Here is a 13,037-nt window from a genome sequence, read left to right on the forward strand (position 1 = left end):
TGTTAACTTTATTTAGCACCAGCAGATTTTAATATTTTTACTATATTCTGATGTCCTCTTTGATTAGCATAAGTTAATGCAGTTCTTCCTCTATTATTATCTTTAATATTCAAATCGGCACCTGCTTCAACAAGAACCTTTACTATATTAGCATAACCCTTAGAAGAAGCTCTCATTAATGCAGTTCTACCCCATTTACTTTTGAGATTCAAATTTACTTTATTATCTATCAATAATTTAACAATTTCTATATGTCCGCCTTCAGCTGCCTCTATCAATGCATTCTCTCCTACTCTATCCTGCTGATTGATATTAGCTCCATTGTTTATAAGTGATTTTACTTGATTAATATCTCCTCTGCCGGCAGCATCAATAATAGCTATATTACTTTTTGAAAATGCATTAAGGCAAAATATTAATAACAAAACAAATGAAAATATTAATATTTTATAATTAAAATTTTCCATAAAAAATCTCCGTATAATCTATATAAAAAATAGTATAATAGATCAAAAAGGATTTGTCAATTTTATGTAAATAAAATTTATTAAAACTTTACATTTTTAATAATATTTTAGATAATATGTAAACTAAATTTATACATAATAGACATTTTAGAATAATATTTATATTTAAATAAACAAAATAAAATAATATTTAAACAATTTATAATCTTTGTAAAATATAATTCATATTCATAACAAGTAATTATATTCATATATAATTATTTCTTATTCTTGACATTCATTTTTTTATAATTATTTCTATGTTTTGTAATTTTCTTTAATGCCATTTTTTTATTATTGCTAGTGATAAACTCGCCGATTATTAGCTGACAACTTCCTTCGTCAGTTATCAGCTGCTCGTTTATCACTTTAAACTATTTCTTATTTTTAACATTCATTTTCTTATAATTATTTCTATGCTTTGTGATTTTCTTTAATGCCATTTTTTTATTATTGCTAGTGATAAACTCGCCGATTATTAGCTGACAACTTCCTTCGTCAGTTATCAGCTGCTCGTTTATCACTTTAAACTATTTCTTATTTTTAACATTCATTTTCTTATAATTATTTCTATGCTTTGTGATTTTCTTTAATGCCATTTTTTTATTATTGCTAGTGATAAACTCGCCGATTATTAGCTGACAACTTCCTTCGTCAGTTATCAGCTGCTCGTTTATCACTTTAAACTATTTCTTATTTTTAACATTCATTTTCTTATAATTATTTCTATGCTTTGTGATTTTCTTTAATGCCATTTTTTTATTATTGCTAGTGATAAACTCGCCGATTATTAGCTGACAACTTCCTTCGTCAGTTATCAGCTGCTCGTTTATCACTTTAAACTATTTCTTATTTTTAACATTCATTTTCTTATAATTATTTCTATGCTTTGTGATTTTCTTTAATGCCATTTTTCTGTCTTTTTTTATCTCTATAGAAGTTTTTTGAAGTTCTCTATTTTCATTAAGTAAAGTTACATAAGCATCATATCTTTCATAAGGTATCTCATCATTTTCAAGAAGTTCCAATATATAACAATCTGGCTCATGCTGATGTGTACAATCTTTAAACTTACATTTTTTAGCATACTCTTCCAAATCTTCAAAAGTTTTCTTTATACCTTTATCATCTTCCCACAAACCTAAATTCCTTAAACCAGGAGTATCTATTACAACTCCGCCGCTATCTAGTACTAAAAGTTCTCTATGTGTTGTGGTATGCATTCCTTTGAAATCATACTCTCTCACTTCCTGAGTTTTCATCTTTTCATCTTTCAAAAGATAATTAATAATAGTAGATTTTCCTGCACCTGAAGCTCCGATAAAAACAGATGAAGTATCTTTCTTAATATATTTCAAAAATGTATCTGCATTCTTTCCTGTTTTTGAACTATATGCAAAAGCTGTTTCATTAGGATAAGTTTCTTTTATTGCTGCCAATAATTCTTTGTATTCAGCATCTTCATACAAATCAATTTTACTTATTGCAATTATTGGTTTTATACCTGAAGTATGAACTACTGATAAATATCTTGCTATGGCTGACATTGGCATTTCATTATCGATTCCTACTATAATAAAAGCATAATCAATATTACTTACTATAGCTTGAATATCATTTTTTTTAACATTAGCTTTTCTATATAAAATATTTTTTCTAGTAAGTATTGTATCAATAAAGGCGTTATTATCTGACTTTTTCATTAGAACCCAATCGCCTACTACAGGAAGCTCGCTTTGTATTTCAGAATTATATCTAATCTTTCCTTTTATTCTAGCTAAAAACTCGCCTTCATCAGAAAACAAAGTATAATATCTTTTATTAATCCTTATCACTCTTGCTGGAACAAGTTCTTCATTATTAATTTCTTTTAAAGAATTAATATTCAAACTCTCTAATGCTAACTTCTCAAAATATTCATCAAAGCCAATATCTTTTATTTTCAATATTTTTATCTCCAAAATTTAATATTACTGTTATATAATACTAAATATAAAAGTTTTGTCAATTTAATTGTTAGTTGCTATAGAATTAGTTTCTAAATTTTTATTATTTATTTCCTCTATTTCGTAAATTGGTATCACATATAATAAACGATATTTTAAAAATCTTTCAACTGTTTGAAAAACTACTATATTAGGATTTATATCTATCACATCATTAAACTTAAAATCAGAAATACCTACAAAACTAGATTTATAAAAAGAAGATGCTATATAATCAAACATTGCTATTGTAAATGAATCTCTAATCATTAATATATTATTTGTATTATTAGAATATGATTCATAGCTATAATAATGTTTATCTACATTATTTAACATTTTATAATCATTTGAACTAAAGGAATTTATAATATAATTATTATCATTTGAGTAAAACTTTATAAAATTTATATGTCCAGCTAAATCTCCAGAAATTTTACCAGAAGATGAAATTTTTAAATTATCTAAAGGCTCAGCATTTATATTGATTTTTTTCATAAGTTCAAAATATCCTATATAACCTCCTAATGCATTCCAATGTGTATCGTATTTATAATATAATTGATATTTATGTTTATAACTCAATAATTCTTTCTTAGGATAAACTACTTTTATATCAGTATTATTATTCATATATTCAACAAATTTATCTGTAGAATTTATTTTACTCTTTCTTTTTATATAAGATGGCATATTCTCTTCATAAATTAAATTTTTATTTGGGCATATCATCAATACAAAATCAATATTTCTTTTTTTAAGTTCATCTCTTAAATGTATCAAATTATTTTTAGCAATTTCTAATTGTTCATCTGTAAAACCATCCAGACCAATATAGTTTTCTATCAAATTATCATATCTATAAAATAACCAATCATTTTTACCAAGCAAAACATTGTGAATAATATTTTTAAATAAATTCACATCAATAATATTTTTCAACTGTATAAGTTCATTTCTAAAAGCTAAAAAATCATTAAAATAATTTTCATATGATTTAGGATAATTTTCTAGCTTAATAGAAAATATATACGGTTTTTCTGATTTTGTCCTATTCTCATAATTATTTTTATCAAAATAATTACCAAATATAGTATAAATTATAATAGGTAATACAAGAAAACTTAAAAATACTGTTATAATATAATGCCCTTTTATATTGGATAATTTTTTCAATTTTTTTACAGTTAATAATAAAGCTAATAATATAAAAACTATAAATATATTATTTACAGAAATATTGAACAATATAAAAAAAGCAAATATAAATAAAACAATTGGGATTATATATTTTTTTAATATAAAGAAAAAATCAATTTTATTAAAAAAATTTGCTACTACGATACATAAGTCATCTAAAATATAAACAAATATAATGAATAAAATAATTAATAATATAAATAATAAAAAAATATTACTTTTTACTTTCAATCTATATTTAATATTATCTATTTTTTCTTCTTTTATTTTTTTTGCACTGACTAAAGTACCAAAAGGACTTCCTTTACTTTTATAGTTTATATTTTTTATATAATCAGGCAAACTATCTTCTACTATATAAACTCCATATATATCACTATTTCTAAATACTTTATCATAATATCTTATAGTAAAAGTATATTCATAACTATTATTAATAATATTAGTAAGTAATAAATTATTTAAATATCCTATCCTCTCTTTTCCACCTAAAATACTAAAAACTATTAAACTTATAAAACCTAAAACTAATATACATATATAAATACTAATTAATACTTTTTTTAATTTCATAAACTACTCTCTTAAAATCTGAAATAAATAAATGGATTGTAAGTACCATTAACTAAATACATAATACAAATAAATAAAAGTATGAATTGAATTATGCTTTCTAATACATAAACTTTTGTTGAAAATACTGCTTCTTTAATCTTTGGAAATATACTTTGAAATAATCCGCTAAATAAAATACCAAATATGAAACAAACTAAAGTCTGAGGATAAAAGAAGTACCTAACTGTAAAAATACTTTCCTGATAACTAAACATTACTTTATACAATTCTAAAGCATGTGTTAAATCATTAGCTCTGAAAAGTACCCAGCCTAATACAAATACTAATATTACATAAATATGATTTATAAACTTGAATTTATTTTTCTCTAGTAAATTAGCTAAAAAGATTCTCTCTATAACTAAAAACAATCCATGCCATAAACCCCATAATACAAAATTAAAACTAGCTCCATGCCATAAACCTGTAGCAAAAAATACAATAAACAAATTCAAATAAGTAAAATATTTTCCTTTTCTATTTCCGCCTAATGGTATGTATAAATACTCCTTAAACCAAGTAGATAAAGATATATGCCATCTCCTCCAAAACTCCTGTACTGACTTCGATATATAAGGATAATTAAAATTCTCTAAAAACTTGAATCCGAACATATGACCTAAGCCTATAGCCATATCCGAATAACCTGAAAAATCATAATATATCTGAAGCGTATAAAGAATAGCAGCAATCCATACTAAAATCGTAGAAAGCTCACTTACTGGCTGTTTTAATATTTCATCACAGGATAAAGCAAACATATTAGCTAGTATCACTTTTTTTGATAGTCCGTAAATGAACCTTTTTATTCCGTAGCTTATATTTTCTAAAGTTTCTGTTCTATTTATTATCTGATTTTCTATATCATGATACTTTACTATTGGGCCTGCTATTAATTGAGGAAAGAAAGATATATATAATGCTAAATTAATAATATTTTTCTGTGCTTTATTTTGTTCTCTGTAAACATCTATAACATAAGATAAAGCCTGAAAAGTATAAAATGATATACCTATAGGAAGAACTATATTTTTTAATGAAATTAATTCTTTACCTGATATGGAGTTGATTATTGATATAGCAAAATCAGTATATTTGAAATAACCTAATATTAATAAATTAAGTACTATACAAAACAATAAATATATTTTCTTTTTTCTCTTATCGTTATCTTCAATTGCTTTATCAATCAATAATGCAAATATATAATTAATTATTATAGAAGAGAACATTATTAAAGTGTAGCTTACTCCGCCCCAAGCATAGAATATAATGCTGGATATTAGTAATAACACATTTCTATATTCTTTTTTTACTAAATAATAAATACAGAATACTACAGGCAAAAAAAGCCACAAAAAAATCATGGAACTAAAAAGCATTAGTATAGCCCCATGTTATAAAGATTATATGTAATTTTATAAAAGGATAGTTTAGTGCGGTGCGGTGCGGTGCGGTGCGGTGCGGTGCGGTGCGGTGCGGTGCGGTGCGGTGCGGTGCGGTTACCACCATATTTATTCTCCTAATCATATTATTTAAATTATAATATTATACTTTTTATTTAATGTCAAATACAAAAGTTTTGTCAATTTTATTATTATTGTCAGTAACATATTTAGCAACAAAAATTATTTATATAATAAGTATTCAATAAAAAATTATTTGTATTATAATATTCAAATAAATTTATGGATACTTAATATGGTTAATTTACTTCTAGCTATTATATATTTATCTTTTATAAGTTTAGGACTTCCGGATGCACTTTTAGGTTCAGCTTGGCCTAGTATGTATAAAGAATTCAATGTAGCTATTTCTTATGCAGGTATAATTTCAATGATTATATCTATAGGAACCATAATTTCAAGTTTACAAAGCGACAGATTAACTAAAAAATTTGGAGCTGGAAAAATAACAGCATTCAGCGTTGCCGCAACAGCTATAGCATTAATTGGATTTTCAATTGCTCATTCATACTGGATGCTTTGTATTTGGGCAATACCTTATGGATTAGGCGCTGGAAGTGTTGATGCTTCTTTAAATAATTATGTGGCTCTTCATTATGAAAGCAAACATATGAGCTGGCTTCATTGTATGTGGGGAATAGGTGCTACCATTGGACCATATATAATGGGGTATGCTATTACTAATAATAATTGGAATGCAGGATACAGATATATATCAATAATACAGATTGTACTTACTGCCATTTTATTTTTTAGTCTTTCTTTATGGAATAAAAATGATGAAAAAAATAAAGAAAAAATCAGTACAAAAGTTTTAAGCTTAAAAGAAATAATAAATATACCAGGTACTAAAGAAATTATGATATGCTTTTTTTGCTACTGTGCTATAGAATCAACCACTGGATTATGGGCAAGCAGTTATTTAAATCTATATAAAGGAGCGGACATAAAAACAGCAGCTTCATTCGGAAGTTTATTTTATATAGGAATAACTGTAGGAAGAGCAATATCCGGATTCATTACAATGAAATTAAATGATAATCAAATGATAGTTTTAGGCGAATCATTAATTTTAATAGGTATAATATTGATGATTATTCCTACAGTAAATATTTTATCTTTAATAGGATTTATCATTATAGGTTTAGGCTGTGCACCAATATACCCTTCTATCATACATTCAACTCCATATAATTTCGGAGCAGAAAATTCTCAGGCTATAATAGGAGTACAAATGGCTAGTGCATATGTAGGTACATCTATAATGCCGCCATTATTCGGATATATTGCCAATCATATATCAATATATTTATTACCATTTTATTTAGTAATAATTTTAATATTGATGTTTATTATGCATAGATTAATGATAAGAAAAACTATAAAAAATAAATAAAAAATAGATGCATGAATAATAATCATGCATCTATAAAAAATATAATTATCAATAATCAATGTCCGCAGCCACAGTCAGTAACTTTTATATCACAAGTTTTAGTATCTATATTAACAGCCTCTCCTTTTTCACCTAAAGGATAAAGAAGTCTTAATGCATTTAATACCACTATCATAGTAACGCCTGTATCAGCGAAAATAGCAAGCCACATAGAAGCAAGTCCTAAAGCTCCTAATATAATAGCTCCAAATTTAATAGCTAATGCTAAAAGTATATTCTGCAATACTACAGCATGATTTTTCTTAGCAAGTTTTATAGCAAGTGAAACTTTAGAAGGCTTATCATCCATAATAACAACATCAGCATTTTCTATGGCAGCATCAGAACCAAGTCCTCCCATAGCTATACCTATATCAGCTCTTGCTAGAGAAGGAGCATCATTTATACCATCTCCTACAAATATTGAAGCCTTAGAATCTTTCATCATTTCTTCTAATACGCTTACTTTATCTTCAGGTAAACAGCCGCCTTTGAATGATTGTATATTCATCTCTTTTGCAAATGCTTCTACCCTACACACATTATCGCCGCTTATCAATGCAGTTTTTATATTCATTGAATTTAACAAATCAATAGCTTCTTTGGTATCATCTTTCACACTATCATCAATGAAAAATCCGCCGGCATATTTATTGTCTACAGCAATATGAACATTGATATTTTCTTTAATTTCTGATATTTCAACATTATTCTGTTTTAATAAATCAATTCCGCCTATTAATATATTTTTATTTTCAACTATTGATGAAGCACCTTTTCCGCTTATGTCTTTATGATTTGAAATTAAGCTATCATTTATAATGCCTTTATGATGATTTTTATAATGCTCAACTATTGATACTGCTATAGGATGAGAAGAACCTGTCTCAGCATAGGCAGCATATTTTAGTAAAGTTTCATTATCATATACACCAGTATTGTATATATCTCTTATAGAAAACTCACCTTTTGTAAGAGTTCCTGTTTTATCAAAAATAACTTTATCAACTTTAGCAAGCAAATCTAAAAATACTCCGCCTTTAACCATTATACCAAATTTAGATGCTCTTCCTATAGAAGCAAAATATGTTAATGGAATACCAACCATAAAAGCACAAGGACAAGATACAACTAATAGAGTTAAAGAACGCTTGAACCAATTATCAAAAACCTCAGTACCGTATATTATAGTAGGTATTACAGTAAGAAAAATTGCACCGAATACCACTATAGGAGTATATATACCTGCAAATCTGCTTATAAACTGCTCAATATTAGCTTTTCTGTTTTGTGAATCCTGAACTAATTTTAATATTTTAGCTATAGATGATTCTCCATATGCTCTTATAACTTTTGCCTTTATAGTGTTATCGCCATTAATAGTACCAGCTAAAATTTCATCATTAACTTTAACACTTCTAGGCATACTCTCACCAGTTAAAGCCTTAGTATCAATCCAGCTTTCTCCTTCATATATAATAGAGTCAAGAGGCACTTTCTCAAATGGATTTATTATTATACTATCATTGATATGAACTTCTGATATATCAACTTTTTCAACATTTCCATTTTCTCTTATAATGTTTGCTGAATCAGGTCTTATTGCCATTAATGCTGCTATTGTGCGTTTAGATTTATCCACTGCCATATCTTCAAAGTACTCACCTACCCTATAAAACATAAGTACTGCTAAAGCCTCAGGAAGTTCATGAAGTATAATAGCTCCAACTGTAGCTATACTCATAAGGAAACTTTCACGCATAAACTTTCCTTTAATGAAATCTAAAGCAGCATTTTTAAATACATCTCTTCCCAAAATAAAATATGGTATAAAGAAAATAATATATTCTATAGTACCATGTATATTGTTATGCAAAGTATATAATAATACTAATACTATAAGTCCTAAAAAAATTTCTGATAAAAATAAAAGTCTCTCTTTATTCTTTAACATGTTCATACCCCCAAGTATAAATTTTTTCTATATGCTCATCATCTAATCTATAGAAAACATGAAGTCCTACTTTTCTCTTTTTTACTACCCTAGCCTGCCAAAGCATCTTTAAATGCTGTGATATGGAAGGCTGCTTCATATCTAGCAAAGATGACAATTCATGCACACATAATTCCTTCTCACTCAGGGCAGATATTATTTTTAATCTTGTAGGATCTGAAAACACAGAAAAAAAACCTGCTAAAAGTGAAAACTCTTCATCATTGGGAAGTTTTGGTATTAATGATGATATGTTTGAATCTTTTGTGCTTATTTCACAATCATCATCATTATTCAAATATTCTTCATCAGAAGATTCAATATCTTTATTTATATTCTTTTTCATATTACCTCATCTTTATATAAGTATATTATAATATAATAATATACTTATATAACAATTAAGTCAATGATAAAAATATAATTTTTTTAATTTTACTAAAATTTTAAAAAATACTATGTAAAGTATAAAGTAAACATTATTTAACAATAAATTAGATTTTTTATTTCTTTACAAATAAATATTACATATAATAATTTTTTTTAATATTTCAATTTACAATTAAAAAATATTATTTTTTTTATTTTTTGAAAAAAATAGATATATAAATTATTTAGTTTTAATTAAAATGAACATAAATCAATCATATTCAGAAAAAAAATAAAAAAAACAAATAAAAAATAATATTTTCAGAAAAAAAATATTTTCTGAGTATTGACATAAAATATAAAGACCTCTAGCATTTTAGTATAAAGAAATTAGAAACATTGATAAAAAAATAAGGCAATATGGTTGTAAAGTTAGATTACATAAACTAAAAATTACTCTTTACAATAAAGATCAAATTGTTCTTAAATAATACCATAATCAAAAAATATAAATGTTTCTAAAACAATTTTTCAAATAAGCATTAGAAATAATGTTTATTATAAATTTCATTTAAAGGAGTTCAAAATATGAACAAAAAAATTTTCACACTATTTTTAGTAGTTGCCGCATCTGCAATATTTGCAGTAAGCTGTAACAACAAAACAACAAATCCTACTTCAAACAGCTCAGAAAAAAAGATTGTTACAGAAGAAGATTTTAAAAATGCTATAGAAGGTTTAACTTACAAAACTTGGGCATTTACTGGAAAAGGAAAATCATTTAATTTCGGAAGTCCTATAACTGTAGAGGCTACATCTGGTTCTGATTCATTAGCAGGTGTAGAAAAGGGATTTGGAAATGCATTAAAATCAGCTTTAGCAGCTAAAGGAATTGATACTGGAAATATAACTTTTGATAAAGGTGGAGCAAGTTCTTCAGATAAAACATCTGTATCTTTCAAATTTACTCCTAAAGCTCTTGGAACATCAAATTTTGAAGAAAAATTAAAATCTTCTGTAAAAGAAGTAGAAATAAAATTAACTCCTAAAGAAAATTGGGGAGCTTAATTAAAATTGACATATTGTAAAATATGCTTGTCATACAAAAAATTGAATTAAAAAATGGTGTGAATATATATAATTATAATTGCACCTAAAACACAAACTATATATAACTATTATTCAAAAAATATTTTATTTATCTTTCTAATTAAAAGATTATTTGACTGGCGGGGATATAATATCCCTGCCATACAAAAAATTGAATTAAGATTATCATATATTCATATTAAAAAAAGTCAATATAAAAAATCTAAATTTATTCCATATAATAATAGAAAATTATTTTATTTTGATATATAATCTGTAATATTTTTCATTTTTTAACGAATTTTCATTTTTACAAAAAATTTACACAATTTTTTAAAGTTAACATAATGATTAATAAATAATAAAAAAAGGAAAACTTTTAATTATGTATATTTTCAAAAAACAAGATAAAGATTTTAGAAATCTAACAAGCGAAGAAATAAACTTTCTTAAATCTCAAGGCTGCTCTTCTCAGTCTTGGGAAAAAATATTGATTAAAAATGTAGATTTAAGCAGGATAAAAGATGTTCAGTTTCATGGCAAAATAAAAATCAATTCTCTTAATGGAATGGTAAAATATCACAAAAAAGTTAAATTATTAGCTTCTATAAACAGAGCAACTTTAATAAATGTATATATTAATGGAAATGTTTATATAAATAATGTAGGAAGATTTATAGAAAATTACAAAATAGAAAACGGTGTTATAATAGAAAATGCCGGATCTATATATATGGAAGGAAAAAGCAGTTTTGGAAATGGTGTTGAAACTTCACCTATTATGGAAGGCAATGGAAGAAGTGTGAAAATATTTTATAGACTTAATTCTCATATAGCGTATTTAGTATCAATGTATAGACATGAAAAAATAATGCGTGAAAAAATTAATTCTATGATAGATGAGTATACAAAACAAAAAACTAGAAGATTCGGAAAAATAAAAAAATATGCAAAAATAATAAATGCAAGACTAATAAAAAATTCCTTAATAGATCCTTATGCCACAATAGAAAATACTGATGAAATTAATAATACAACAGTAATAAGTACAAAAGAATGCCCATCATATATAGGAACTTCTGTTATATTAACAGATTCAATAGTGCTTAAAGGAGCCCATATAGTTGATGGTACAGTTATTAAAAAGGCATTCATAGGCGAAGGTGTTAAACTTGGAAGACAATTTTCATGCGAGGATTCTCTTCTTTTTGCAAACTGCGAAGGAGAACATGGAGAAATGTTTTCAATATTTGCAGGTCCTTATACAGTTACGCATCATAAAGCAACTCTTCTAATAGCAAGTCATTTTTCTTTCTTTAATGCCGGAAGCGGAACTAATCAAAGCAATCATATGTACAAACTAGGGCCATATCACCATGGTTTTATGGAAAGAGGATGCAAAACCGGAAGTAATTCTTATATATTATGGCCTTCTCATATAGGAGCTTTCTCAACTGTTATAGGCGCTCATTATGATAATGTTGATACTTCTGATTTTCCTTTCTCTTATATAACTGAACATGGATATCATCAGACAAGACTAATACCTGCTTTAAATTTATTCGGAGTAGGTTTATCAAGAGATGAAAACAAATGGAGAGAAAGAGACAGAAGAAAAGGTGATAAAAAAGATTTAATAATATTTAATGTATTTAGTCCTTACACTGTATCTAAAATGATTAACTCAGAAAAAATATTGGAAGAAATAAAGAATGAAAGAAATAACAATAATGGAGATTTTTTAACATACAAAAATATGATTATAAAAATATCTTCTTTAGATAAATATTCAAAAAGATATTCCATAGCAATAGACTTATATCTTCATAATAAAATACTTTCATATATAGAGAACTCTAAAAATATTGATGAAATTATAAAAAACCTTAATTATGATGAGAATAGTATTTTTGAAAAATGGGTTGATATAGGCGGACTTATATGTGCAAAACAAAGAATTGATAATATTATAAAAGATTTAGAAAATGATAAAATAAGCGATGTAAAATCATTGACTGAAAGATTTGAAGATATATATAACTTATATTCAGAAGATGAAAAATCTTGGGTAATGAATACTATAAAATCAAGATATAATATAAAAGATATAGATAAAGAAACTATAAAAAAATTGTTAAATAATCATAAATCATTATTAGAAGAAGCATATAATATATTTTATAAAGATGTTGAAAAAGAATATGATGCATCAAAAATGGTAAGCTCAGGCATTGATGATAAAAGCGTTATGGAAAAAGATTTTGAGGCTGTAAGAGGTACTGTTAATGATAACACTTTCGTAATAAAATATAAAAAAGATATGGAAAATAAAATCGAATCTATTAACAATATTATTAATATATTGTAATATATAGAAAA

At 25.5% G+C, this 13,037-nt stretch carries 9 protein-coding genes; 3 read left to right on the forward strand and 6 right to left on the reverse strand.

All coding sequences use genetic code 11. The features are described from left to right. Positions 1–8: 8 nt before the first annotated feature. From BHYOB78_RS09655 to BHYOB78_RS09670, 4 genes are all read right to left on the reverse strand, one after another. A complete protein-coding gene (locus tag BHYOB78_RS09655) occupies positions 9–467 on the reverse strand; it encodes an ankyrin repeat domain-containing protein (protein ID WP_020063974.1) in 459 nt (152 codons plus the stop codon). Between the two features lie 881 nt (positions 468–1,348). Next, entirely contained in the window at positions 1,349–2,452 is a 1,104-nt protein-coding gene (gene rsgA / locus BHYOB78_RS09660) for a ribosome small subunit-dependent GTPase A (RefSeq protein WP_012670594.1), read from the reverse strand. 63 nt (positions 2,453–2,515) lie between these two features. Then, positions 2,516–4,264 (reverse strand): DHHW family protein, encoded by a 1,749-nt coding sequence (locus BHYOB78_RS09665; RefSeq protein WP_020063975.1) that lies wholly within the window; start codon positions 4,262–4,264, stop codon positions 2,516–2,518. Positions 4,265–4,275: 11 nt separating this feature from the next. Then, positions 4,276–5,601, reverse strand: coding sequence for an MBOAT family O-acyltransferase (locus BHYOB78_RS09670; protein ID WP_239650876.1), 1,326 nt, complete (start codon positions 5,599–5,601; stop codon positions 4,276–4,278). Positions 5,602–6,007: 406 nt separating this feature from the next. On the opposite strand from BHYOB78_RS09670, the gene BHYOB78_RS09675 reads away from it, so the two are divergent. Then, complete coding sequence (locus tag BHYOB78_RS09675) at positions 6,008–7,168, forward strand: MFS transporter (protein WP_020063977.1); 1,161 nt, start codon at positions 6,008–6,010, stop codon at positions 7,166–7,168. Between the two features lie 55 nt (positions 7,169–7,223). Here BHYOB78_RS09675 and BHYOB78_RS09680 read toward each other — a convergent pair whose 3' ends face one another. Next, the gene (locus BHYOB78_RS09680; protein WP_020063978.1) at positions 7,224–9,161 is read right to left on the reverse strand and encodes a heavy metal translocating P-type ATPase; all 1,938 of its coding nucleotides are present in this window, start codon (positions 9,159–9,161) and stop codon (positions 7,224–7,226) included. Next, entirely contained in the window at positions 9,148–9,546 is a 399-nt protein-coding gene (locus BHYOB78_RS09685) for an ArsR/SmtB family transcription factor (protein ID WP_012670599.1), read from the reverse strand. The genes BHYOB78_RS09680 and BHYOB78_RS09685 overlap by 14 nt, the downstream gene beginning before the upstream one ends. A gap of 611 nt (positions 9,547–10,157) precedes the next feature. Between BHYOB78_RS09685 and smpA the strand changes: the two genes are divergently transcribed. Together smpA and BHYOB78_RS09695 are read left to right on the forward strand one after the other, a co-directional pair. Then, entirely contained in the window at positions 10,158–10,637 is a 480-nt protein-coding gene (gene smpA / locus BHYOB78_RS09690; RefSeq protein ID WP_020063979.1) for an outer membrane lipoprotein SmpA, read from the forward strand. 406 nt (positions 10,638–11,043) lie between these two features. Further along, complete coding sequence (locus tag BHYOB78_RS09695; protein ID WP_020063980.1) at positions 11,044–13,026, forward strand: DUF4954 family protein; 1,983 nt, start codon at positions 11,044–11,046, stop codon at positions 13,024–13,026. Positions 13,027–13,037: the final 11 nt, after the last annotated feature.

The sequence above is a fragment of the Brachyspira hyodysenteriae ATCC 27164 genome (genome assembly GCF_001676785.2).
GTDB lineage: Bacteria > Spirochaetota > Brachyspiria > Brachyspirales > Brachyspiraceae > Brachyspira > Brachyspira hyodysenteriae.

What these genes read in the sequence shown, in the direction of transcription:
- BHYOB78_RS09655 (WP_020063974.1), bottom strand. Translation starts at nt 467, where the DNA reads ATGGAAAATTTTAATTATAAAATATTAATATTTTCATTTGTTTTGTTA.
- BHYOB78_RS09665 (WP_020063975.1), bottom strand. Translation starts at nt 4,264, where the DNA reads ATGAAATTAAAAAAAGTATTAATTAGTATTTATATATGTATATTAGTT.
- BHYOB78_RS09675 (WP_020063977.1), top strand. Translation starts at nt 6,008, where the DNA reads ATGGTTAATTTACTTCTAGCTATTATATATTTATCTTTTATAAGTTTA.
- BHYOB78_RS09680 (WP_020063978.1), bottom strand. Translation starts at nt 9,161, where the DNA reads ATGTTAAAGAATAAAGAGAGACTTTTATTTTTATCAGAAATTTTTTTA.
- BHYOB78_RS09685 (WP_012670599.1), bottom strand. Translation starts at nt 9,546, where the DNA reads ATGAAAAAGAATATAAATAAAGATATTGAATCTTCTGATGAAGAATAT.
- smpA (WP_020063979.1), top strand. Translation starts at nt 10,158, where the DNA reads ATGAACAAAAAAATTTTCACACTATTTTTAGTAGTTGCCGCATCTGCA.
- BHYOB78_RS09695 (WP_020063980.1), top strand. Translation starts at nt 11,044, where the DNA reads ATGTATATTTTCAAAAAACAAGATAAAGATTTTAGAAATCTAACAAGC.